Raw genomic sequence first — 23404 nt, forward strand, 5'->3', positions numbered from 1 at the left:
AACCCACCCAGCAACCCGCGCCACACCCAAAACGCAACAGGCTCTGCAGCCAGGTAGTCGCACCAAAACCCGGCAGCCGGGCCAACCACCCAGCCGGCCAGGCCTCGCCCGCGACCACCGCTGACCACCGGCTTCGCTGGATCGAGGTTAGAGCTGGACGCTAGAGCCGGACTCGGAAGTGGGGCAGGAAGACCTGGACGAGGGGGCCGACGGCCAGGGCGTAGGCGACCGTGCCGAGGCCGACGACACCGCCGAGGGCGAAACCGATCGCGAGCACGGTGACCTCGATCGACGTCCGGATCAACCGCACACTCAGGCCGGTACGGCGAACCAGTCCCGTCATCAGGCCGTCGCGCGGACCCGGGCCGAACTCCGCGCCGATGTACATCGCGGTGGCCAGGCCGTTGCCCACGATGCCGACCACCAGGAACGCGATCCGGATCCACAGCTGGTCCGGGCGTTCGAGGGCCCACAGGGTCAGGTCGGTGACCAGGCCGATCACGATGGCGTTGCTGATCGTGCCTAGGCCGGGCCATTGCCGCAGTGGGATCCACGTCAGCAGCACGAGGAACGACACCGCGATACCGACCTGGCCGATCGTCAGCGGAATGTGCCGCGCGATGCCGTAGTCCAGTACGCCCCACGGCGCGAGGCCGAGATGGCTGTGCACCATCAGGCCGAGCGAGATGCCGTAGCAGGCGAGGCCGAGGTACAGCTGGATCAGCCGGCGGGTCAGGCGGCCCGCGGTGAGCTGGGCAATGGGATTGAGACTGGGCGGCGGCGCTTCGGCAGTGGCGGTCACGATGCCAGTCTGCGCATGATTGGTCTGGTATTCGATAGCCAATTGAGCAATAGTGGACTGCATGTCCGCACCCCGCCACCTGCCCGCCAGTACCGTCGCCGCCCTCGTGACCGGTTGGGCCGAGGCAGGTGGCCCCGCCTATCGGGCCCTGGCCGAGCGGATCCGCCTGCTGATCGCGGACGGCCGCGTACCGCCCGGCGCGCGCCTGCCGAGTGAGCGCGAGCTGACCGAGGCCCTCGGCGTGAGCCGGACCACCGTCGCCTCGGCGTACCGCGAACTCCGCGACCGTGGTTACCTCAGCAGTCGGCGCGGTTCGGGCAGCGTGACCAGCCTGCCGTCCGGCGCGGCCCGCGGTACGGGCGGCCGTAGTACGTCGGGAATGACGCGCACGCCGGAGTTCGACTCCGCAGGCCTGCTCGATCTGACCTGCGCCGCCTCCCCCTCGGCGGTGGGAATCGGCTCGGCCGTCGGCGCCGCCACCGAGGACCTCGCGAGCCACCTCGGCACGCCTGGGTACCACCCGCAGGGCCTGCCGGAACTACGCGAGGAGATCGCGGCGTACTACGAGGCCAAAGGCCTGCCGACCACGCCTGACCAGATCGTCGTGACCGCGGGCGCCTTGGCGGGAACGGCTCTCGCGCTGCGGTCCGTGGCCGAGATCGGCGACCGGGTACTGACCGAGAGCCCGACCCATCCGAACTCGATGGACGCGATCCGCCGCGGCGGCAACCGGATCGTGGCGGCGCCGATGACCCCGCACGGCTGGGACCTTCCATTGCTGGAGGCAACCATCCGCCAGACGGCGCCACGGGTGGCGTGGATGGTGGTGGACTTCCAGAATCCGTCCGGCCGGTTGATGCCGGACGTCGAACGCGAACGGCTCGCACTGGCCTTCGCGCGGAACCGGACCACCGCGATCATCGACGAGACCCTGACCGATCTCTGCCTTGGTACGGCGCCTATGCCCGCGCCTTTCGCGACGTACAACCCGCGCGGCGTGATCACCGTCGGCAGCCTGAGCAAGTCGTTCTGGGGTGGCCTGCGGATCGGCTGGTTGCGCGTACCGCCCGCGCTGGTGGCCCGCGTACTCGACGCCCGGGCCTCGATGGACCTGGGCGCGCCCGTGCTGGAACAACTCATCGCGACGCGTCTACTCGCCGCCCGGGACGAGATCCTGCCCGAACGCCGTACCGGCCTGCTTCTCCGCCGGGACACCCTGATGAACGCCGTCCGGGAACACCTGCCGTCCTGGTCGTTCGAAGTCCCCGGCGGCGGCTTGTCCCTGTGGTGCGAACTGCCGGAGCCGGTGGGCTCGAGCCTGGTCGGAGTGGCCGAGCGCAACGGCGTACTCCTGATGGCCGGGTCACGCTTCTCCCCCGACGGCGGGCTCGAACGGTTCATCCGCCTGCCGTACACGATCGAGCCCGACGCGCTGATCGAGGCCGTACGACGAATCGCGGCGGCCTACGCCCAGCTGGCGACGGCCCTCCCCCGGCGGAACGCGGCCATGATCGCGTAATCGCGCCGTAAGGGGTACCGGTGGTTGCCGGGGAAGGTTCACCCCGGCTGGAACGTTGAGAGACCATGAGTAGGACTTTGCCGTTGCGAAAGGCGTGAGATGTCGATCTTCCGAAACAAGTCAGCCCTGGTCGAGGCCGACAAGGCCCTGCCCGGCCGCGAGACCCCCGGTTTCGCCGTACCGGCCGACAACATCGTGCTCGGCACACCCCAGACCGCCCCGGCGCCCGAGGGATTCGCCGAGGTGTGGTTCGGCACGGGCTGTTTCTGGGGTACCGAGGAGATCTTCTGGCAGATCCCGGGCGTCTACACGACGGCCGTGGGCTACGCCGGCGGCTACACCCCGTACCCGACCTACGAAGAGGTCTGCAGCGGTCAAACCGGTCACACCGAGGCCGTCCGGGTGGTCTTCGACCCGGCGAAGGTCTCGTTCGAAGACCTGCTGAAGGTCTTCTGGGAATCCCACGACCCCACCCAGGGCATGCGCCAGGGCAACGACCTGGGCTCCCAGTACCGCTCGGCCATCTACTACACCTCCCCGGACCAGCTCCCCGCCATCGAGTCCACCCGAGCCACCTACCAACCGGCCATCAAGGCCCGCGGCTACAACGACATCACCACCGAAGTAGCCCCCGCCACCACCTTCTACTACGCCGAGCCCTACCACCAGCAGTACTTGAAGAAGAACCCCAACGGCTACCGCTGCCACAGCAACACCGGCGTACCGTTCCCGAAGGTGTAGACCGCGAACAGAAGACCGGAGCTCGGGCCCCGAGGTTCGGTCTGTTTGAGCAGAGAGGCACCGCCCGCTGATGCGCCAGAGCCGAGGCCCTGGGTTCCCCTTCGATGTGCGTGACCGAGCAAGCTGCGGACCACGACGCACTGCCCGATGGTGTCCCGGAGTGGCTGGACAGGTCGCTCTGGCGCTGGGTGTTGGGTCGCTCGGCAGAGGGCGGCTCTGAGCTGACTTACACAACTGAACGAGAGGTGCTCCTCCGGCTGCAACGGACAGATGGCGTGGTTTCGCGTCAACCAGTGTTTGTACCGGCAAGGCGCGAACCAACGGTGTCTGATGTCCGGGATGTCTGACTGGGACCGCCGAGTCGAGCGCCAAGACCCACCCGAACGGCGCACCGTGATCCACTCCCGCACCTGTTCGCCCGCAGCGTCGGCACTCGCCAGGAGGTCGTGTCGCACGCAGTACTGCGGCGGCTGCTGACGAGCCCGCCGACGATGCCGGCCTGACCGATGCCGGTCAACCGATTCGCTTCACGATCAATCTTCGTCGAAGGTCGTCGCACGCTACGTCCGTTCGGAGAAATGCGGTCGGCGTCCGGGCATGAGTGGGCTGAGCTTCGAGGAGCCCTTCCTGCTCCGCGAGGTTGCTCGGCGACTGTCACCGCCCCTTCGGGACGCCTTGCATTCACGAGCACGCGCGCAGTCGCTGGTGGGTCGACGGACGTGAATCACCATTCACGTGTGCCGGTGCTCGTCGTCGAGCCCGCACCGGCGAAGGCGATCGTGGACGTGGCCGTTCGGCGCTCAGCGGGATGAATCGGTTGGTGTCGGTTGCGTGTGCGCGTAGCGAGCCCGGCAGGCGGAAGCACTACTGCCATCAGGGGGACGTTAGGTGTTCGCTATAGGGCACAAGTCCTGGGATGGGAGTGACATCGGGCCCTAACCGGAACCATTCGCCGCAGGCAGCCTGGAGACACCAATCTGCCAGGCACCGACGTGCCGAGCAGGCATTGCTCAACCAAGAGATGGGGTGTCGGTTCATGCATCTCCGGATCGTTATCGGTGCCGACGACTCACTCGCCGTGACGGCAGCCCGTGCCTGGGCGGCCGGGCGCCCGCGGCCGGCGGGCGAGGTGGCGCCATGACCACGTCCGTTTCCGCTTCTTCGTCAGCTACCGCGCACCACAGCCTGGCCGGCCATGAGGTGGTGCTACTGCTGGAGACCGACCCGCACGATGGCTTGACCAGCCAGCAGGTGACCGAGCGGCTGACGCGGTTCGGCCCGAACGCACTGCCCGCCAGCAAGGGCGCCGGTCTGCTGCTGCGAATCCTGCGCCAGTTCCACAACCCGCTGATCTACGTGCTGCTCGCCGCCGGGGCGATTACCGCCGGGCTGGGCGAGTACGTCGACTCGGCGGTGATCTTCGGCGTAGTCGTGATCAACGCGATCGTGGGGTTCATCCAGGAATCCAAGGCCGAGGCGGCCCTGGAAGGTCTGCGGTCGATGGTGCGCACCCGCGCGAGAGTGGTACGCGACGGCCACGAGCAGACCGTGCCGTCCGACGGCCTCGTCCCCGGTGACCTCGTGCTACTCGACGCCGGCGACAAGGTGCCCGCCGACCTGCGGTTGATCCGGCTGGCCGAATTACGGGTGAACGAATCGGCGCTGACCGGCGAGTCCGTCCCCGTGGCCAAGGACGAAGTCGTGTTGCCCGAGCCCATTCCAGTGGCAGACCGCCGGAACATGGCCTACTCGGGCACTCTGGTCACCACCGGCAGCGGCGCCGGGATCGTGATCGCCAGCGGCGCCGAGACCGAACTCGGGGAGATCCACCGGCTGGTCGGGGCCGCCGAGACCCTGGCGACGCCCTTGACGCAGAAGCTCGCCGGGTTCAGCAAGATTCTCACCATCGCCATCCTCGCCCTGGCCGCCGCCACGTTCGGGGTGGGACTGCTGCGAGACCAAGACCCGGTGGAGACGTTCACCGCCGCGATCGCCCTCGCAGTCGGAGCGATCCCCGAAGGGCTGCCGGCCGCGGTCACGATCACGCTGGCGATCGGGGTGGCACGGATGGCGCGGCGGCGCGCGGTGATCCGTCGACTGCCCGCGGTTGAGACGTTGGGCAGCACCACGGTCATTTGCTCCGACAAGACCGGCACGCTCACCGAGAACCAGATGACCGTGCGCACCGTGTGGACTTCTGCAGGTCCCTACGAGGTCACCGGCTCCGGCTATAGCCCGGAGGGGACCTTGCACGACAACACGGGCACGCCGGTGTCAGCCGGTACCGAGCAGGCGTTGCTGTGGTCGCTGCTGGTCGGCGCGGCGTGCAACGACGCCGCCCTCACCGAACAGGACACGCGATGGATGATCGTCGGTGATCCCACCGAGGGCGCGATGCTGGTCGTCGCCGCCAAGGCGGGGCTGAACAGCGACCGGGTCACGGGACTGCTTCCCCGGCTGGCCACGATCCCGTTCAGCTCCGAACGCCGATACATGGCCACCCTGCACCGCGACACCACAGCCGACACCGCGCCCGACAACATCGCGGGCCATCCGGCAGCTCATGTGGTGCTGGTCAAGGGTGCTGTCGAGCGGGTGCTCGACCTGTGCAGCGCACAGATGAGCGCCGATGGCACCCTCCGGCCACTGGACCGGATCGCCGTGCTGCGCGCGGCCGACGACCTGGCCGGGCAGGGCCTGCGGGTGCTGGCCACCGCCATGCGACCACTCAAGCCTGGCGCCTTCGACCCCGACGGGTTCGGAGAGGACACACTGCCGGCCGGCATGGTGCTGACCGGGTTACAGGCCATGCTCGACCCGCCCCGGGCAGCCGCGACCTCCGCGGTATCTGCCTGCCGGACCGCGGGCATCGCGGTCAAGATGATCACCGGTGACCACGCCGCGACCGCTACCGCGATCGCCGGCCGGATCGGCCTGCTCGACCAGCCCCAGCACGGGAACGGGTGTGACCGAGGCATGGTGCTGACCGGCACCGACCTTGCCGCGCTGACCGCTGAAGAGTTCCCCGAGGCGGTGGACCGTGCGGCCGTGTTCGCGAGAGTGTCGCCGGAGCAGAAGCTGCGGCTAGTGGAGGCGCTGCAGGCACGCGGTCACGTGGTCGCGATGACCGGCGACGGAGTCAACGACGCCCCTGCCCTGCGCCAGGCCGGCATCGGTGTCGCCATGGGTGAAAGCGGCACCGAAGTGGCGAAAGACGCCGCGGACATGGTGCTCACCGACGACGACTTCGCCACCATCGAGGCCGCCGTCGAGGAAGGCCGCGGGGTGTTCGACAACCTCACCAAGTTCATCACCTGGACCCTGCCGACAAACATCGGTGAAGGCCTGGTCATCCTGGCCGCGATCATGGCCGGCGCTGCACTGCCGATCCTGCCGACGCAGATCCTATGGATCAACATGACCACCGCGGTCGCCCTGGGGCTGATGCTCGCGTTCGAACCCAAGGAGGCCGGGATCATGACCCGGCGACCGCGTGACCCGGATCAGCCGCTGCTCACCCGGGCGCTGATGCTAAGGATCATGCTGGTGTCTGGTCTGCTGGTCGCCGGGTCGTGGTGGCTGTTCGAGTGGGAGCTCGCGCACGGAGCGAGCCTGGCCGAGGCGCGCACTGCGGCCATGAACGTGTTCGTCGTGGTCGAGGCGTTCTACCTGTTCAGCTGCCGCTCGCTGACCCGATCGGCGTGGCGGATCGGCATCTTCTCCAACCGCTGGGTCATCGCCGGTGTCACCGTCCAGGCGATCGGCCAGCTCGCCATCACCTACCTGCCCGCCATGAACACCGTCTTCGGCACCGCCCCCATTGGGTGGGGCGCGTGGCTGCGGATCCTGGCGATCGCCGTGGCAGCAAGCCTCGTGGTGGCCGCGGACAAGTGGTGGCGAAGCACGCTCGATCAGACGTAGCTGTCGCTGCGGCCGCCAGGAGAGGCTGATCGTAGAGCCGAACGCCTTCGGGCTCGTCGCGATCATCTGACCATCGCCGCCGCGGCCGGGCTACTGGCCGTCCGGCTACGGCAGCCGCTGACCGTTGCGTTCATCAGCGTCGGCATCCTGGTCGGCCTGATCGGGACGGGTGGGTCAACGCTGACAGCACGATCGACCTGCTGGCCCGGATGGAGATCGCCATCCTGCTGTTCCTCGTCGGGCTGAGGCTGGACCTGCACCTCATCCGCAGTCCGATCCTGTGGCTGTGGCTGCCAGCAACAACTGAGGACCCGGTGCCTGATGGCGCCGGGTCTTCGGTCGTTCGGTGGCCGATTCGGGCCCGCAGTACGGGTTCGGTACGGGCAGGGAGCTGCAGGTGACCGTTCGTACCGTGACGACGACATTCAGCGAGCGGGTGCGAACCGGCTCGACGCATCTCTCTTGGAGGATCGATGAAGACACGCGTTCTGAAGGCCGCGGTCGGGGCCGCAGCGGTGCTGGGTGGCCTGATGGTCGCTACTCCCGCGCAGGCGACCGACGGTCCGGTGGCCGCCCAGGTCTACTACCCGGGCACCTCCGGCAGTGGTGGGGTTGCGAAGGCGTCTCTCGACTTCACCAGCCGGACCAGGGTCGTCTACAACAACCTCACGGTGCGCGACGTGTGTCCCGGTGACAACCTTCCGGTACGTGCCTACGTCGAGGTGGTGTTCACCAACGGAGCCATCAGGCGAGTCAACATGGGGTCGGACACCAACGGCTGCGGCTCCGACGGCACCAATCTAGGGGACTACATCGCTACCGGCAGCTCGTCGATAGCGAAGGCAGGCGTGCGGGTCTGCGTCTACAACTCGACTCAGCTCCTGCGCTGCAAGACAGCGTTCCGGGACAACCCCTACACCTGAGTCTGCTGACAAGCCCAGGTGCCTTGAGCCGGACCCGACCGTCGCGCTAGTGGTGGCGGCGGGCGCGGTGGACGTGGATCTCGGCGTACCTGGCCATTGCATCGGACGATCGGCAGGCGTGCCGTCAGACGACGGCACGCCGTCGTCGTCCAGGTACGGGTGCGGTACGGGCAGGGAGATGCCGGTGACGGTTCGTACCGTGGCGACGACATTCAGCGAGCGGGTGCGAACCGGCTCGAGGCATCTCTTGGAGGATCGATGAAGACACGCGTACTGAAGACCGCGGTGGGGCTCGCGGCAGTGCTGGGTGGCTTGTTGGTCGCGAGTCCGGCGCAGGCGACCGATGGGCTGGTGTCGGCTCGCGTCTACTCGGGAAGCTCCGGCGGTGGCGGGATCGCGCAGGCGTATCTCGACTTCACCAGCCGGACAAGGGTCGTCCACAGCAACGTCACGGTGCGCGACGTGTGTCCCGACGACAACCTTCCGGTACGTGCCTACATCAAGGTAGTACTCATCAACGGAACCACCCAGACTCGCTACGTGGGAGCAGACACCAACGGCTGCGGCCCCGACGGCATCAACCTGGGGGACTTCGTTACTACCGGCAGCGCGCCGATAGCGAAGGCAGGCGTGCGGGTGTGCGTCTACAACCCAACTCGCGACCTGAAATGCGCCGAGGCGTTCCGGGACAACCCTTACGCCTGAATCCGCCGTCACACGAGCCGAGCCCGGATCCCGCCCGACAGCGGCGATTCCGCCTTGGGGCCTGCCTGCACATTCCGCCTTGCTCACCGTCAGACGGCGAGGTTCGCCGTTTCCGCCCAGAAGGAAGTCCGATCATGCGAACCAATCAACTGAAACGCGGCGTCGCGACCTTGGTGATGGCCATGGCCACCACGCTGGCAGGCGCGGCCGTCGTTCCCACCGCGTCGTACGCCGCTGGTCTCAGCAACCCCAGCGGCACGCTGACCGTCAAGTGCCCCGGCGCCCACGCCTTCATTCAGGTCGACTGGCTGGGGCCGAACGAGGTGACGATTCGGTGGCGGATCAGGGACACCGCGGCGAGTGGCAACGTCTCTCCGATTCTCAGAATCAACGCCATCGCGCCGGGTGGCAGCGCGGCAGCCATGAAGTTCGGCAACGGGAAGACCTACTACGTGCTCACGGCCGGTAACGGCAGCCAGAAAGTCGGGCTCACGAGAGGCTGGAACCCCGGCAACCTCGGCGACATCAGTCATCTGAAGGTCACGGTCAAGAACGGTACGACCGCCCAAGGCGTCGACTGTCATCAGTCGCGGAACATCTTCAACTGGAGCAGGCTCGCCTATGACACCGCCCTCAGCAAGTCCGACAAGGGGTACCGCCTCGGCGGCATGGGTCCGGACTACTACGACTGCTCCGGACTGGTACTGACGTCGTACAACGGGATCAAGCACTTCCCCGACTTCAATACGAACAACGTCCGCACCGCCGAGCAGATCTACAACTGGGCCCGGACGCATACCTCGCCCGCGAAGGCGTACGCCAAGCGAGTTTCGCCCTCGGATGTGAAGGTCGGTGACCTGCTCTTCTACCGCGACACGGTGGAAAGCCCGCGCGCTGTCACTCATGTCGCCTTCTGGGCCGGCAACAACACCCTGTACGACGCGCTCAGCCCGACAGCCGGAATCGGCTATCACGCGAACACCTCGTGGTGGTCCAGCAAGCTTGTCGCGGTCTACCGCATTCTCGGCGTCTCAACCGACTGACGCCCACTTGGGTGCACAGCCTGCCGGACGGCTTGGGACCCAGCGTCAGATCCCCGGCCGGACGGGAAAGCCGGTCCAGGTCAGCTCCCCCGTCAGGTGCCGCATGTCGTTGTACACAAGCACCGACGAGGGGCGGCCAGGTTCGTACTTGAGCACGGTCAGAGCCGCGTTGCAGTGGTTCAGGCTGAGCCACCGCCACTTCGGCGCGTCCATCGCATGGCCGACAAGCCAGCCGATGAGGAAGTTGTGCGTGACCACCAGCTCGTGCCGTTCTTCGTCGCCGTCCGCCGGACCGGTGAAGCAATCGAGAGCCAGGCTGCCCAGCACGGACCCACGCTCGAGTTCGTCCGCTGTGGCCTGCTGGAGGAAGCTCAGCAAGACGTCAGCCGAGTCAGCGGGCAGCTCTCGCCTCTCCGGCAGGTAGGGAACGTAGTCGCCCGCCGCCTCCGAGACCTCAAGCTGCACGTCTTTCACCAACTGGTCCCAGATCAAGCCCGCGGTCTGAGCGGCCCGGGCGAGCGGTCCGTGCTGCACGGCGGAGAACGGAATGTCCCGCAGCCGGCGACTGAGCTGGATCGCCTGAATCTGGCCTCGCTCGGTCAGGCCACTGCCATCCGGCAAGGCCTCCCCATGCCGGACCAGGTAGAGGTAGCGAGTGGCTGTCATTCGATCCTCCATCCGACTTATCTGTCGTTGAGGTGGACGCTGCCCGTGCGGTTCTAGTTCGATTGCGCGCGGGTTGCGGGCTGGTTGATTCAGTACGGATACCTGCGGCCGAAATGCTCTTCCGGTTGGCCTTCGACGATCGGGAGATGAGTTCACGTGAGACTGGCGAGGTTGGCCGTTGCGGCCATGCTCGGAGTGGCCCTGGCGCCCGTACCGCCTGCTGTTGCCGCGGTTGTGGGCGATGTTGCTGTTAGCGAGTACGACCTTGGTGACGAGGCGGTCTATCTGCCGGGGATCACCGGGAAGGCGGAGCTGCGAGCGCGGGTCTACCGCCCGACCGGCTTCGCGGGGAGGCGCCCGCTGGTGATCTTCCTGCACGGGTGGCACTCCAACTGCTACGAGCCGAAGGCCCCTGCTGGGGCTGACGCCGGCGAACGCGTACCCAATGCCTCGATCACGCCCAACCCGAAGGTCGAGGCCCGTCGCAAGGCCGAAGCCGGCTTGAAGGCCGGCGACGAACCGCGCTACTGGCCTTGCCCGCCGGACTCGTTGCCGCTGCCGAGCTATCGGGGGTACGACGCCCCGGCGCGCGAACTCGCGTCGCACGGCTACCAGGTGGTCTCGATCAGCGCGAACGGCGTCAACGCGCAGGACGGCGTTTCCGATGACGCTGGTGCGCAGGCCCGTGGTGAACTCGTGATGGCGCACCTCGATCTTTGGCGAAGGTGGTCGACCTCCGGCGGTGGCCCGTACGGCAAGGCGTTCGTGGGCAAGGTGGACCTCGGCCGGGTCGGGTTGATGGGCCATTCGCGAGGTGGTGAGGGCGTCGTACGCGCCGGGTTGATCAACCTGCGCCGCGGTTCGCCGTACGGGATCAAGGCCGTTCAGCCGCTCGCGCCGGTCAACTTCGTGCGCTCGGTGATTCCGGGCGTGGCGATGAACGTGATCCTGCCGTACTGCGACGGCGACGCGAGCAATCTGCAGGGGCAGCACTATTACGACGACGCCGCGAGCTTCCAGGACGGTGTTTCGAGATCGACGGCCTTGCTGATGGGAGCGAACCACAACTACTTCAACACCGAGTGGACGCCTGGGCAGTCCACTGCGCCTGGGCACGGCTTCGACGACTGGGAGGGCAAGAAGGAGCCTTGCGGCGCGAACTCGTCTGGCCGACTCAAACCCCTGCAGCAGCAGGCCCTCGGGGCGAAATACATCAGCGGGTTCTTCCGGTTGGAACTCGGCAAGGAGAAGGAGTTGCTGCCGCTGTTCGATGGTTCGGGTGATGTCGTCACTGCCCGCGCGGCCGATCGCAAGGACCTGCAGCAGTCCGGAGTGACCGGGAACCTGACTGCTACGTCTTGCGCGGGTATGACCTGCGTAGCGAGCGACAAGCCGGACCGCTTCCCGCACTTCGCCCCTGCCAGTTTGGCGAGGACCACCCCGCTTCCGGCGTTCACCAAGCTCGGCTGGACCGGCAAGGACGGCACGATCCGGTACGACGTTCGCGGGGATGTACGGCGGTACGGCGTTCTGACGTTCCGGGCGGCTCCGGGAGTGGGTGCAGGTGATACCGACCTGACTGTGGCGGTTGTGGACGCGCAAGGTCGTACGGCGACTGTTCCCGTCTCGACCGTTAGCAAGGCCTTGAACCAACTACCGGGCGATGGAGAAGCCGAGGTGCCTCGGACGGTGTTGCGGAGCGTGCAAGTACCTCTGGCCTCTTTGAAGGGGATTGACCTCAGCAACGTCCGCGAGGTCCAGGTGCGGGCCGACCGGGTTGATAGTGGCTCGGCCTTCCTTGCAGACATGGCGTTCGCTCGACCCGACGTAAGCGATGCTCGGCCGGTCAACCTGCCAGGAATTCGGGTGAACGACCTGCCGTCGATGCAGGAGGGTGACAGCGGCGAGAAAACTGCTGCCTTTACCGTGAGCCTCTCGCGTCCTAGCAGCCAGGAAGTGACGGTGGACGCCGAAACGTTCTGGCGGGACGACGACCGGCAGACGATCGTGAAGTCGGTAGTACGCCGTGTGACCTTCAAGCCGGGACAGACCAGTCAACGGGTGGAACTGGCGGTCCAGGGCAATACCCGCGACGGCTGGGACGGCCGCTACCACTTGGTGCTGACCGGGGCCCGGCACGCACTCGTCGATAAGCCGCTCGGCACCGGGCTGGTCATCGACGACGACCCCGAACCGGTGTTCACCATCGGCACGACCGGCGAAGGGACCGAAGGCGGCACCGTGCGATTCCCGCTGCGGCTGTCGGCGCCGAGCGACAAGACCTGGTGGTTCGAGGGCGAGTTCGTCGACGGGACCGCCACGCTGGGCGACGACTTCCGCAGCTCGATGGCGCCGCCGGACTACCACAATCCGAAATACCCCATGGATCAAGGCGAAATCCCACCGGGCGAAACCACCGGCTGGCTCGCCGTACCAGCAGTGGCCGACGGCATCCACGAGCCCGACGAGACCTTCCAACTGAAGGTCCTCTCAACCAGCGGTGCCACCCCGGAACTCCCCTTGACCCTAACCGGCACCATCCACAACCACTGAAATCGACGGCCCGGTTTTGTCGGTGGCGGGCCTTAGGGTCGGGGTGTGAGTGGGATTGGGCAGTTTGAGTTCTCGGCGCCGCTGTGGCGGTACCCGGGTGACGTCGCGTGGTACTTCGTTTCGGTGCCTGCCGAGATCAGCGACGACATCCTGGAGCTGACGGGGAGTGTGCGGCGTGGGTTCGGGTCGGTGCGGGTGGTGGTCACCGTGGGCAGCACGACCTGGCGTACTTCGCTGTTCCCGGACAGCAAGCGAGGGACGTATCTGCTGCCGGTGAAGAAGGCTGTGCGGACCGCGGAGGACTTGGAGCCGGACGGCGACGTGCACGCGCTCATCGAGCTGGCAGACCTGTAGCGGTCTGCCAGCCCGGGGCGCCATTCGTTGGGGGTGAAATCGACTAAAGGAGGATGCCGCTGGAGCTGGTGAGCACCTAGTGTCCTGAGTCGGAAGTTCGTGCTTCAGCTCCGGTGTCCAGGTGCGTGCATCGCAAGGCGGAGAAGCGGTCGCGATGCTCTAGCATCGTGGCCGTTTCTCCAACGCCGCGAGGTGCGTGCCTGGGCGCCGGAGATGTGCACGAACTTCCGACTCAGGACACTAGGTTCGCGGGTATGCGTAGACCGTGGAACAGTGCGTTACTAGTTGCCATAGGCATCATTGCCGCCGGGTTGACCAACGGAACGGCCAGTGCCGCTGGACGAACCGCCGCGGCCGGGAAGATCGATTGGCGTGCGTGTGGGCCGGCCAGCGCGGCGGCCGAGTGCGGGCGGTTGACCGTGCCACTGGACTGGGCGCGGCCGGGTGGCACCACGACCGAGGTGTACGTCGCGCGCGTTCCGGCCAAGGATCAAGCGAACAAGCTCGGGTCGTTGGTGTTCACCCCAGGTGGGCCAGGGGGTGCGGGTGGATCGATCTTCGAGGCGGGATTCGCGGATCAGTTGTTCCCGCAGTTGCGCGATCGCTATGACCTGGTCAGCTTCGACCCGCGTGGTACGGGTAGTAGCAGCCAGCTCAACTGTGGCCCCGTACTACGTCCCGGCGTGCCGGTTTTCCCCAAGAACCAGGCGGAGTACGACGCGATGGTGGCGTCGAGCCGGGCCACTGGCGAACAGTGCCTCAAGCAACACGGCGAGCTGATGCGCAATCTCGACACCCGCACGGCCGCTCGCGACATGGACGCGATTCGCGCCGCGCTCGGTGAGACCCGGCTGAACTTCGTCGGCCTCTCGTACGGCTCCTACCTCGGTACGACGTACGCGCAGCTGTTCCCACGACGCGTCGGCCGGATGGTGCTGGACGGGATCGTCGACCATGCGCAGGGATCGACCCGGTTCATGCTCAGCGAGGCAAAGGCGATGGAGGACGGGTTCAACCGGTTCGCCGCTTGGTGCGCGAAGGACAACACCTGCGCGTTGCACGGCCAGGACGTCGGCGCCGTCTACGACCGATTGGTCCGCAAGGCCGACAAGACGCCGTTGCAGGTCGCGGGACATCCGCCGGTGAATGGCGACACGATCCGGCTGGCCCTGCCGATCCTCCTGCCCAAGACCGAGCTGGTCGGCGATCCGTGGCCGTCCCTCGCCGACGCGATCGCGCTCGGGGCGGAAGGCGACGGGTCCGGCTTCGCGGGGATCAGCTATGTCGGCGATCTCGAGACGGCGTATGCCGCGGTGTCCTGCATGGACTTGCCCGGTGAGCTCAAGGGGTACGCCGATGCGAAAGCCCGTCTGGCCAAGGCGAAACGGGTGGCTCCGCGAGTTGGTGCCGCCGTCGAGGGCTGGGCGATTACCGCCGCCTGTGCGGGTTGGCCGATCCCGCCGAGCAACCCGTGGCGGCGAACGCCCGTGAAGGACGCCGCGCCGATTCTCATCACCTCGACCAGCGATGACCCGTCGACGCCGGTCGACTCCGCGTTCGGGTTGGCCCGGCAGATTCGTGGCAGCCGTTTGCTGGTGGCGAAGGCTTACGGGCATACGGCGTACTTCAACTCCGCGTGCGCGCGGGCTGCCATCACGTCGTACTTGTTGGAGGGGAAACTGCCGCCGAAGTACTCGACCTGCTGAGGTCGCTTAACCGCGTTCGGGCGTTATGGGCTTGGTGGGGCCGGTCTGCGGGCGGGTGACCTGCTGGCCAGGGGTTTGACCGCCGCGATCAGGGCGGGCGCCGTCGGTAGAGCCTGCAGAAGGGCTGACGGCGCCGGTCGCGGGGGCCTGACCACTCATCAGGGCCTGAAGCTTAGCCACCTCCGGCGAAGTAGCCGCCGCGGCCCCAGACGCCGTACCCACCTGAGCGCCCTGCTGTGGTTGGGCTTGTTGAGGAGCCTGTTGGCTCGTCTGCTGTCGAGGCTGTCCCCCCGGCTGCTGCTGACCTTGTTGCGGCCCAGCCTGCTGCCCTTGCGGGGCTTGTTGCTGAGCGGCTTGTTGCTGAGGGGCTTGTTGCTGAGGGGCTTGTTGCTGAGGGGCTTGTTGCTGGGCTTGCTGTTGGTAGAAGTTCTGGTAGTGCTGCTGGGCGTTGCCGACCACCTGGTCCACCCCGCTGAGAGCGCGCCCCGCGGCGTTCGTGGCCGCAGCGGATTTCTGCGCACTGGTCAGGGATAAGTCCTGCTGTGCCTGGGGAAGCTTCTCGAACTCCGCACGCATCGGCGCGACCACTTGAGCCCGCATGGCGTCGCGATGGGACTCCGGCATCAGCCCGCCGAGGCGCTGGTTGATCACCATGTCGGCCGCCGCGTTCCAGCGCTGCGCCCGCTCCGTACCGATCAACTGGGTCGCAACCTGATCAGTGGTCTGCCCGGTCCGGGCGGCAAGACCGCGGTTCAGGTCCGCCGACGCCGAGGTGTACGCCGGATAGGCGTCCATGCTCGGCTGTGTCAGCACACCGGGCGGCCGCCGGTATACGCCTGCCTGACCGGGTCCAGTACCTTGCCCGGGCTGATCGTCATCGTGCCGTCCGGATGCGCGGTGCCGAGGACGCCGGGGTCCAGTTCCTCGAAGACGCGTCCGTTCCAACGGGTCGGCGAACCGGTCCGCTGCTCGACGGACTTGATCACGCTCGCCACCCACTGGTACTCGGGTGACGACGGGTCGAGCTCCTTGCCCTTTTGACTGGGCTTGTCAGCCCGTTTGGTCCTCTAGCCGAAGATCCTCGATCAGCCGGGCCAGGGACGAGTTCATCCGCAGGATCGTGCCTGCCTCGCGGGCCGGTGCCTGATCGGCCAGTTCCGCGATGGCCCGGATCGCCGCCTCAGCCACGGCCATGCGCTCCTGCGGCGAACCCTGCGCGCTCATGGCCTCACCTTGCAGCTGTACGGCGCGCTCGAACTGCTCGCTCGTACCGGCCGTCGGCCCCGTGATCAGCTCGGGCAGCCGCTCCGCCCTGGCCAGGGCACGCGCCCGCCAAAGGTCGTCCGGGATCAGGGCCGCCAGGTTCTTCAACCGATCGACCTCGGCCGCGATCGTCGCCTCATCAGCCCCGTGAAGCGATTCGGACAGCGCGCGGACCTGCGTGTCTACGGTCTCGAAATCCATCCATCCACCTTAACGAACGCCCGCTCCGCCCAGGAGTACCTCAGGTGTACAGGCAGAACGGATGCCCGGCCGGATCCAGCAACACCCGCACGTCCTCCTGCGGCTGGAACTCCGGCAACTCGGCGCCCAACGCAACCGCCCGAGCCGTCTCCCCCGCCAGATCCGTGACCTGGAAGTCCAGGTGCAGCATCATCTGCTGACTCCCTTTCTCAGCGGGCCAAACCGGTCGCACGTAGTCCGGATTGCGCTGGATGCTCAGGTACGCGACGCCCTCACCAAGGTCCAGCGCGGCATCGTTCTCGTCCTGCTTCCAGATCGGCCAGCCGCGCAACTCCGAGTAGAACCGCGCCAACACCCCCACATCCGGCGCATCCAGCACCACGCCCCACCAATCCATCCGCTCCCACCGATCCTTACCCACGTCCTCGCCCATAACCCGACCCTCCCACGCCCACCCCCCAAGTCAACCCCAGCGCGATCTCCCGACAGCACGTCACGAGTCGTCGCCCGAACACGCCTGGCGGGCTTAGAAGGTGGGGGGCGCATCGGAGTACCACTGCCACCAGGCGACACCGCGGCGGCGGGCGTCGCGGGTGAGTATGGCGATGGCCGCCACCAGTAGCAGAAGGCCCGACCCGGCCACTACCTTGGCGTCGCGTGGGTCTCCTGGTCGGCGAGCCACTCCTGCGCGTCGACCGAGGCAAGCACGGTCTCGGGTTCGGACGGGAGGTAGAGCAGCGTCAGCGGTTTGGCGTAGCGCGTGCCCGGCGCCGGTATGTGGACGCCTTCCGGCATCCCCTGCGCATCATCTTCGAACTCGGTCAGTTTCGCGCTGACCACCCGGCCATTCGTGTCGCGGAAGGCGACCCGGATACCGCTGATGAGCGGCGTTCCTCTGCCGCCGGCAACGTTGACCTTGACCGATCCCGCGACGACCTCGACACCGGAGCTTTGCAAGTCCCGGCCAAGGGCCTGGCGGTCGGCGATGTCCAACCACATCAGGCCGCCGAAACAGGCGAGCAGCAATGCGGGCACTCCTAGCCAGGTACCGCCCCGGCCAGGCCAGTCCACTCTGCGCGTCATGGGCCTCATGATCCACCCAGGCGGTCGGAGGCCGGCTGGTCAGTGGGTGGTGGCTCGGATGTGGAGGCGTTCGCCTTGGGGGCCGAAGAGCATGAGGATTTCGGCGGGGCCTGGGCCGGGGTTACTGAACCAGTGCGGGACTCGGGTGTCGAATTCGGCGACTTCGCCGGCCTGCAGGACCATGTCCTTGTCGCCGAGGACCAGGCGGAACTGGCCGGACAGTACGTAGAGCCAGTCGTAGCCTTCGTGGACTCGGGGATTCGGTTCGCCGTTGTTCCAGCCTGCGGACACGATCATCTTGAAGGCCTGTACGCCGCCCGGGCGCCGGGTCAGCGGCACGTACGTCGCGCCGTTTCGCTTGAACGGGCGGGCGTGGACGCGGGGATCGCCCGTCGGCGGTGCGTCGACCAGTTCGTCCAGTTGGACCTGGTGAGCCCGGGCCAGCGGCAGCAGTAGTTCCAGCGTGGGCTTGCGTTGTCCCGCCTCGAGCCGGGACAACGTGCTCACCGAGATGCCGGTGGCCTCCGACAGTTGGTGCAGGGTCAGTCCGCGCTGGGTCCGGATGGCCTTCAGCCGCGGGCCAACCGCTTCGAGTACGTCGTCCATGCCGTCAGTTTGCCAGATCGGCAACAAAACTTGTTGGTCAAGCAAAGGCGGCGCACGCTGGGAAACAGCGAAAGGAGTACAGAAAATGGACAAGTACGACGTTGTGGTGATCGGCGGCGGCGCGGCCGGTTTGGCCGGCGCGCAGGCCCTCGCCCGGTTCCGGCGCCGGGTGCTCGTGATCGACGCGGGCAACCCCCGCAACGCACCGGCCGACGGGGTGCACAACTACCTGGGACACGACGGGCGCCCACCGCGTGAACTGCTGGCCATCGGCCGGGAAGAGCTCGAGCGGTACGGCGCTGAGGTGCGCCAGGGCGAGGTCCAGTCGATCGAGCCGGGCTTTCGGGTCACGCTCGCGGACGGGACCGCGGTGGAGGCTCGCAGGCTTCTGGTCACCACTGGCCTTCAGGACGAGCTACCGGACATCCCGGGTCTCGCGGAGCGCTTCGGCCGGGATGTGCTGCACTGCCCGTACTGCCACGGCTGGGAGGTTCGGGACCAGGCAATCGGGGTTATCGCCACTAGTGCGATGGCCTTGCACCAGGTCGAGATGTTCCGGCAGTTGAGCGATGACGTCACCCTGTTCCTTCACACCGCCCCCGAGCCTTCCGAAGAGGACTGGGAGCGTCTGGCCGCCCGCGGCATCTCCGTCGTCACCGGCAAGGTCGAGGGCTTGGAGATCACTGAAGACCGTATTAGCGGCGTACGGCTCTCCACCGGGCAGGTGATTCCCCGACAAGCTCTAGCGATTGCACCACGATTCACCGCCCGGGCCGACGTACTCAAGCAGCTGGGCCTGGAACCGGTTCAGATGCTTGCCGGCGACTACGTGATCGGATCGTACATTCCGGCCGAACCGGATGGCCGTACGAGCGTTCCGGGCATCTGGGTGGCCGGGAACGTCTCGGACCTCCGCGCCCAGGTGATCAGCTCGGCCGCGGCTGGGCTCGGCGCAGGCGCCTCGATAAACATGGACCTGATCGCGGAAGACACCAACGAGGCTTTGGCCGCGTACCGCACCCGCTACCAGCAAGAGGCATCCCGATGACCGAGGTATATGACGAAGCCTTCTGGGAAGAACGCTATGGCTCGTCCGAGCGGGTCTGGAGCGGCAAGCCCAATCCCCAGTTGGTCGCCGAGGCCGAGGGCCTACCTCCAGGGAAGGCGCTGGACGTCGGTTGTGGCGAAGGCGCGGACGCGATCTGGCTGGCCTCGCGCGGCTGGCGGGTGACCGCCGTGGACTTCTCGAAGGTGGCCCTGGCCCGGGCCGCCGAACACGCGGGCGACCTCGCGATCGACTGGCAGCACGTCGACGTGACGGCGTGGGACCCGCCCAAGCAGGCGTTCGACCTGGTTTCGGCGCAGTTCATGCATCTGCCGAACGAACCACGGGAGGTTCTGTACGCCGGTCTCGCCGATGCGGTCGCACCCAACGGACGCCTGCTGATCGTGGCGCACCACCCGCGCGATCTGGAGACCACCGCGGGCCGTCCCCACCTGCCGGACATGTTCTTCACCGCGGAGCAACTAGCAGCGACGCTCGACCCGGCGGAGTGGACGGTTCTAGCCACCGACGCCCGGCCCCGCGCGGTCGCCGACAGCGATGGCAAACCCATCACCATTCACGACGCCGTCCTCCACGCCGAACGCCGCTAACCCGGGACAGGTCCGATCGTGGTGCCGGTGATCGGCCTACAGGGCAGGAGTTCCTGCACCGTAGGCCGCTTACCCGGCGCAGTGGTGATCTGGTCCACCAAGAGTCGTACGGCGCGACGCCCCAGTTCCCGCCGAGGCACCTCAAACCCACTGGCCTCCGGCAAAGCCGGCGAACGCCCGAGCACCGCCAGCGACAGGTCGTCGGGACAAGACAACCCGGCGGCATCGATCGCCGCGATCAAGGCCTTCGCGAGCGAACCGGTGTCGGTCTCCTCCACGATCAACGCGGTAACCCCGGCCTGGCGCCACCCGCCGACCAGGTCGGGGCCGACGTCGTCGGCCTCACGTCGTACGACGACCTTGGCCGTCGGCAGTCCTGCGCGTCGTACGGCGTCTAGCACTCCGGTCTCGCGGTCGGTCGATGAAGGCGCGTCGTCGTTCTCGCGGAGGTACCGCAAGGAGCGATGCCCCTGGGCGATCAGGCGATCCACCACCGCGCCCGAGGCGGTCACGTAATCGACGCCCGCGAAGGGAATCCGCCCGTCCAGCTCGTCACGACGGCCGATGTACACCAGGGGGAATCCGCTGCCGAGCAGCCAGTCGATCGGCTCCTCGGGGATGTGCCGCCCGAAGAACAGGCATCCGTCAGTCACCCTGGTACGGCGAATGGCCGTCCGGTCGTGGGCCCGCGCGTCCGCTCCGCCGGTTCCGGTGAAGAGCACGAGGTCCTGCCCGAGCGCGGCGGCCTCCTCCTCGACGCCGACCAGGATCGGGTAGTAGAACCCGTCCACATCGGTCGGAAAGGCCGACGCGAAGGTGTAGACGCCGAGCATGTGGTTCCGCGACGAGGCCAGCCGGGTGGCGACCGGGTCCGGCACGTAGCCCAGTTTTTCGGCGGCCTTCAGTACCCGTTGACGGGTTGTCTCGGACAGCCGCACGCCATCGCGATTGCCCGCGAGCACCAGCGAAACGGTCGTCTGCGACACCCCGGCGGCTGCCGCGATATCGGCCTGCCGCGCTGGACGGCCACTACCGCGCCCCGTGCCCGAATCCATGCCGTCTCCTTGCAGTTCCTGAAAGGCCTTTACTAATGCGCATTAGCACCTTGACCGGCAGCGTAGCGCCGCACACACTCGCTGACCAGGGGCAGCCCACCAGCACGACCCGGCCCGACCAGGAGGAACCTGATGAGCAACGAACCCGCCATTCCCGTCAGCCGCCGCGCCTTGTTACGAGGTGGAGCCGGGCTGGGCCTCGGCCTCGCCGCCGGCGTGCCGCTGACCACCGCCGCCACGGCGGCACCGGCCGGCTTCCCGGACTACGCCTTCGTACGGACGGCCTTCAACAAGGCGAACCTGCGGTACAACCCTACCGGTGAGCTGATCTTCCCCTGCGTGCGCGGCACCACCGGCCGGATCGCCAATCCGCTGGCCCGGTTCTACCTTTACTACGCGCCGCATGATGCGCCGGGCGGGTTGTGCCTCGCTTACTCGAATTCGCTCGGCGGTCCGTACACCGAGTACCAGGCCAACCCGATCATCTCCCGCACCTGGTCGCCGTTCTACAACGTCTCGCACGTTTCGTCCCCGCACGTGCTGTGGAACGACGACGTGAACGAAATGTGGATGTACTTCCACGGCGAGAACACCACCACCCGGCTCGCCCGCTCGGCCAACGGCATCAACTTCAGCTACGACAAGGTGGTGCTGAACACGGGCATGCTGCCGGCCGGAAGCACCGAGGCGTCGTACGCGCGGGTCTTCCGGCACGATCTGCCGTCCCGCAACGCGCGCTACGTGATGGTCTTCATGATCAACAACCAGTCCAATCGCCGTTCGATCGGCTGGGGCTGGTCGCCGGAAGGCCGGAACTGGACCTTCTCGCAGACCCCGCTGATCACCCCGGACCAGGTCGGCGCGACCAACATCGGCGCACCGACGATTGCCAAGCGCAACGGTTCGACGTACGTCATCTACCACACCAATATCGAGGCCGGCGGCAGTATGCGGATCACCGAGGTGGGCAACAACTTCGACCGGCGCAACCACCTCGGCGTCTTCCACCGGCCGCTCGCGGGCGCTCCCGACAACGGCCGGTGCGCGGCGCCGTCGTTCGGCACGGACAACGGCGTCGAGTACATGATCTACGAGGCCGGCACCCGCCTGAACGGCAGCATCGCCATCGCGAAGGCCATCTGAAACCGAGGCCTGCCGCCGCCGGCCGGCGGCAGGCCCACCGGGTTACAGCTGCGAGCCGCCGGTCGCGTCGACGTACTGCCCTGTCATCCAGCGAGCGTCCTCCGACGCCACGAACGCGACCACGTCGGCGACGTCCGCGGGCCGGCCGACCCGCCCGAACACCGAGTACGCCGCGGCGGCGTCGGCGGCGACGGGATCCGCGAGCCACGGGTTCATGTCGGTCTCGATGATGCCCGGGGCAACCGAATTCACGGTGATACCGCGCGGCCCGAGTTCCTTCGCCAGGGCAAGCGTCATCGTATTGAGAGCGCCTTTTGTCATCGAGTAGGCGACGTCGTTCGGCCACGCGATCCGGGTCACGCCGGACGAGATGTTGATGATCCGCCCACCTTCACGAAGGCGCGAGAGCCCTTGCTGAACAAGGAGGAACGGCGCCTGCACGTTCACCGCGAACAGCCTGGCCAGTTGCTCCTGCGTCTGCTCGGCGAAGGGGCCGGGGGCAATGATCGCCGCGTTGTTGACGAGGATGTCCAGCCCGCTCGCCTCCGCGTCGAAGGCCTGCCACAGCCGATCGGCGGAATCCGCCTCCTCCAGGTCGGCCTTGATCGCGAAGGCCTCTCCCCCGAGGGCCTCGATGTCCGCGACGGTCTGCTTGGCGGCCTGGTCGTCCCGTCCGTAGTGCACCGCGACACGAACGCCGTCCCGCGCCAGCCGAAGCGAGATGGCGCGGCCGATACCGCGGCTCCCGCCGGTCACAAGTGCCGTCTTGCCTGTCATAGCTGGATCCTTTCTCGAATGATCGTTACAGAATCCCACTGTAGCACCATCTTTAGCGATCGTTATAGAATCCAACGCATGACAGTGGCCAAGCGCGGGCGGCCCCGCTCCTTCGACCGGGAGGCGGCTCTCGAACAGGCGATGCGGGCCTTCTGGCGGCATGGTTACGACGCCACCTCGATCGCCGATCTGACCAGCGCCATGTCGATCGGAGCGCCGAGTCTGTACGCGGCCTTCGGGGACAAGCGCAAGCTCTTCGAAGAGGTCGTCGAGGTGTACCAGCGCAAGTACGGCATCTTCTCCGGCCGGGCCCTCGCGGCGGAACCCACCGTGCGCGAAGGTGCCGCGCGAATGCTGCGCGAGGCCGCCGCCGAGTACACCGATCCCGATCATCCGTACGGCTGCCTGGTCATCTCGGCCGGCCAGAACTGCACGCCCGCTTCGGCCGACGTCGAGCAGATGCTGCGCGCCATCCGCACAGCCAACATCGCCCGCCTCGAGGAACTGATCGAAGCGGATATCAAGGCGGGCCTACTGCCCCCGGAGACCAACGCCCGCCAGCTCGCGGTCTTCATCGGCGCGACGATGCAAGGCATGTCCCAGCAGGCCCGCGACGGCGCCAGCCGGGCCGAACTGGAGGCCGTCGCTGAGACCGCGATGCTGGGCTGGCCTTCCCCGCACTAGGCT

The 23404-nt window shown here is 67.3% G+C and carries 23 protein-coding genes; 13 read left to right on the top strand and 10 right to left on the bottom strand.

Going from position 1 to position 23404, the window contains the following annotated elements; all coding sequences use genetic code 11:
- Positions 1 to 160 precede the first annotated feature (160 nt).
- Positions 161 to 802: a membrane protein YczE gene (gene yczE, locus ACFFGN_RS26765; RefSeq protein ID WP_380052779.1), complete on the bottom strand. Its 642-nt coding sequence runs from the start codon at positions 800 to 802 to the stop codon at positions 161 to 163.
- 61 nt (positions 803 to 863) lie between these two features.
- Between yczE and yczR the strand changes: the two genes are divergently transcribed.
- The 6 genes from yczR to ACFFGN_RS26795 all read left to right on the top strand — a co-directional run bounded on the left by yczR (position 864) and on the right by ACFFGN_RS26795 (position 9654).
- The gene (yczR, locus tag ACFFGN_RS26770; RefSeq protein WP_380052781.1) at positions 864 to 2321 is read left to right on the top strand and encodes a MocR-like transcription factor YczR; all 1458 of its coding nucleotides are present in this window, start codon (positions 864 to 866) and stop codon (positions 2319 to 2321) included.
- A gap of 99 nt (positions 2322 to 2420) precedes the next feature.
- The gene (msrA, locus tag ACFFGN_RS26775) at positions 2421 to 3062 is read left to right on the top strand and encodes a peptide-methionine (S)-S-oxide reductase MsrA (protein WP_380052783.1); all 642 of its coding nucleotides are present in this window, start codon (positions 2421 to 2423) and stop codon (positions 3060 to 3062) included.
- A 1137-nt stretch (positions 3063 to 4199) separates the two neighbouring features.
- Entirely contained in the window at positions 4200 to 6983 is a 2784-nt protein-coding gene (locus ACFFGN_RS26780; protein WP_380052785.1) for a cation-transporting P-type ATPase, read from the top strand.
- A 473-nt stretch (positions 6984 to 7456) separates the two neighbouring features.
- Positions 7457 to 7906 (top strand): hypothetical protein, encoded by a 450-nt coding sequence (locus ACFFGN_RS26785; RefSeq protein WP_380052787.1) that lies wholly within the window; start codon positions 7457 to 7459, stop codon positions 7904 to 7906.
- A gap of 258 nt (positions 7907 to 8164) precedes the next feature.
- On the top strand, positions 8165 to 8611 hold the full coding sequence (locus ACFFGN_RS26790; RefSeq protein WP_380052789.1) for a hypothetical protein: 447 nt from the start codon (positions 8165 to 8167) through the stop codon (positions 8609 to 8611).
- Positions 8612 to 8745: 134 nt separating this feature from the next.
- On the top strand, positions 8746 to 9654 hold the full coding sequence (locus tag ACFFGN_RS26795; protein WP_380052791.1) for a C40 family peptidase: 909 nt from the start codon (positions 8746 to 8748) through the stop codon (positions 9652 to 9654).
- Positions 9655 to 9699: 45 nt separating this feature from the next.
- On the opposite strand, the gene ACFFGN_RS26800 is transcribed toward ACFFGN_RS26795, so the two are convergent.
- On the bottom strand, positions 9700 to 10320 hold the full coding sequence (locus ACFFGN_RS26800) for a histidine phosphatase family protein (RefSeq protein WP_380052793.1): 621 nt from the start codon (positions 10318 to 10320) through the stop codon (positions 9700 to 9702).
- A 156-nt stretch (positions 10321 to 10476) separates the two neighbouring features.
- On the opposite strand from ACFFGN_RS26800, the gene ACFFGN_RS26805 reads away from it, so the two are divergent.
- The 3 genes from ACFFGN_RS26805 to ACFFGN_RS26815 all read left to right on the top strand — a co-directional run bounded on the left by ACFFGN_RS26805 (position 10477) and on the right by ACFFGN_RS26815 (position 14933).
- On the top strand, positions 10477 to 12873 hold the full coding sequence (locus ACFFGN_RS26805; RefSeq protein WP_380052795.1) for an alpha/beta hydrolase: 2397 nt from the start codon (positions 10477 to 10479) through the stop codon (positions 12871 to 12873).
- A 45-nt stretch (positions 12874 to 12918) separates the two neighbouring features.
- Entirely contained in the window at positions 12919 to 13227 is a 309-nt protein-coding gene (locus tag ACFFGN_RS26810; RefSeq protein WP_380052797.1) for a DUF1905 domain-containing protein, read from the top strand.
- 254 nt (positions 13228 to 13481) lie between these two features.
- A complete protein-coding gene (locus ACFFGN_RS26815) occupies positions 13482 to 14933 on the top strand; it encodes an alpha/beta hydrolase (protein WP_380052799.1) in 1452 nt (483 codons plus the stop codon).
- A 6-nt stretch (positions 14934 to 14939) separates the two neighbouring features.
- On the opposite strand, the gene ACFFGN_RS26820 is transcribed toward ACFFGN_RS26815, so the two are convergent.
- From ACFFGN_RS26820 to ACFFGN_RS26845, 6 genes are all read right to left on the bottom strand, one after another.
- Positions 14940 to 15728: a hypothetical protein gene (locus tag ACFFGN_RS26820; RefSeq protein ID WP_380052801.1), complete on the bottom strand. Its 789-nt coding sequence runs from the start codon at positions 15726 to 15728 to the stop codon at positions 14940 to 14942.
- Between the two features lie 11 nt (positions 15729 to 15739).
- A complete protein-coding gene (locus tag ACFFGN_RS26825; RefSeq protein ID WP_380052803.1) occupies positions 15740 to 15919 on the bottom strand; it encodes a hypothetical protein in 180 nt (59 codons plus the stop codon).
- Between the two features lie 64 nt (positions 15920 to 15983).
- Positions 15984 to 16397: a hypothetical protein gene (locus ACFFGN_RS26830; protein ID WP_380052805.1), complete on the bottom strand. Its 414-nt coding sequence runs from the start codon at positions 16395 to 16397 to the stop codon at positions 15984 to 15986.
- Between the two features lie 40 nt (positions 16398 to 16437).
- Positions 16438 to 16830 carry a VOC family protein gene (locus ACFFGN_RS26835; protein ID WP_380052807.1) on the bottom strand — a complete coding sequence of 131 codons (393 nt, stop codon included), beginning with the start codon at positions 16828 to 16830 and terminating at the stop codon, positions 16438 to 16440.
- Between the two features lie 209 nt (positions 16831 to 17039).
- Complete coding sequence (locus ACFFGN_RS26840; protein ID WP_380052809.1) at positions 17040 to 17432, bottom strand: hypothetical protein; 393 nt, start codon at positions 17430 to 17432, stop codon at positions 17040 to 17042.
- Positions 17433 to 17519: 87 nt separating this feature from the next.
- Positions 17520 to 18086: a helix-turn-helix domain-containing protein gene (locus tag ACFFGN_RS26845; RefSeq protein ID WP_380052811.1), complete on the bottom strand. Its 567-nt coding sequence runs from the start codon at positions 18084 to 18086 to the stop codon at positions 17520 to 17522.
- 85 nt (positions 18087 to 18171) lie between these two features.
- Here ACFFGN_RS26845 and ACFFGN_RS26850 point away from each other — a divergent pair, with 85 nt between their 5' ends.
- Positions 18172 to 19134 carry an NAD(P)/FAD-dependent oxidoreductase gene (locus tag ACFFGN_RS26850; RefSeq protein WP_380052813.1) on the top strand — a complete coding sequence of 321 codons (963 nt, stop codon included), beginning with the start codon at positions 18172 to 18174 and terminating at the stop codon, positions 19132 to 19134.
- Positions 19131 to 19742, top strand: coding sequence for a class I SAM-dependent methyltransferase (locus ACFFGN_RS26855; protein ID WP_380052815.1), 612 nt, complete (start codon positions 19131 to 19133; stop codon positions 19740 to 19742). The genes ACFFGN_RS26850 and ACFFGN_RS26855 overlap by 4 nt, the downstream gene beginning before the upstream one ends.
- Here the strand turns inward: ACFFGN_RS26855 and ACFFGN_RS26860 are convergent.
- Positions 19739 to 20797: a LacI family DNA-binding transcriptional regulator gene (locus tag ACFFGN_RS26860; RefSeq protein WP_380052817.1), complete on the bottom strand. Its 1059-nt coding sequence runs from the start codon at positions 20795 to 20797 to the stop codon at positions 19739 to 19741. The genes ACFFGN_RS26855 and ACFFGN_RS26860 overlap by 4 nt on opposite strands.
- A 132-nt stretch (positions 20798 to 20929) precedes the next feature.
- On the opposite strand from ACFFGN_RS26860, the gene ACFFGN_RS26865 reads away from it, so the two are divergent.
- Complete coding sequence (locus tag ACFFGN_RS26865) at positions 20930 to 21940, top strand: glycoside hydrolase family protein (RefSeq protein WP_380052819.1); 1011 nt, start codon at positions 20930 to 20932, stop codon at positions 21938 to 21940.
- 42 nt (positions 21941 to 21982) lie between these two features.
- On the opposite strand, the gene ACFFGN_RS26870 is transcribed toward ACFFGN_RS26865, so the two are convergent.
- Complete coding sequence (locus ACFFGN_RS26870) at positions 21983 to 22717, bottom strand: SDR family oxidoreductase (protein WP_380052821.1); 735 nt, start codon at positions 22715 to 22717, stop codon at positions 21983 to 21985.
- A gap of 78 nt (positions 22718 to 22795) precedes the next feature.
- Between ACFFGN_RS26870 and ACFFGN_RS26875 the strand changes: the two genes are divergently transcribed.
- Positions 22796 to 23401: a TetR/AcrR family transcriptional regulator gene (locus tag ACFFGN_RS26875; RefSeq protein WP_380052823.1), complete on the top strand. Its 606-nt coding sequence runs from the start codon at positions 22796 to 22798 to the stop codon at positions 23399 to 23401.
- The last annotated feature ends 3 nt before the right edge of the window (positions 23402 to 23404 follow it).

Source organism: Kribbella deserti (assembly GCF_042434725.1).
In the GTDB taxonomy this organism is placed as follows: domain Bacteria; phylum Actinomycetota; class Actinomycetes; order Propionibacteriales; family Kribbellaceae; genus Kribbella; species Kribbella deserti.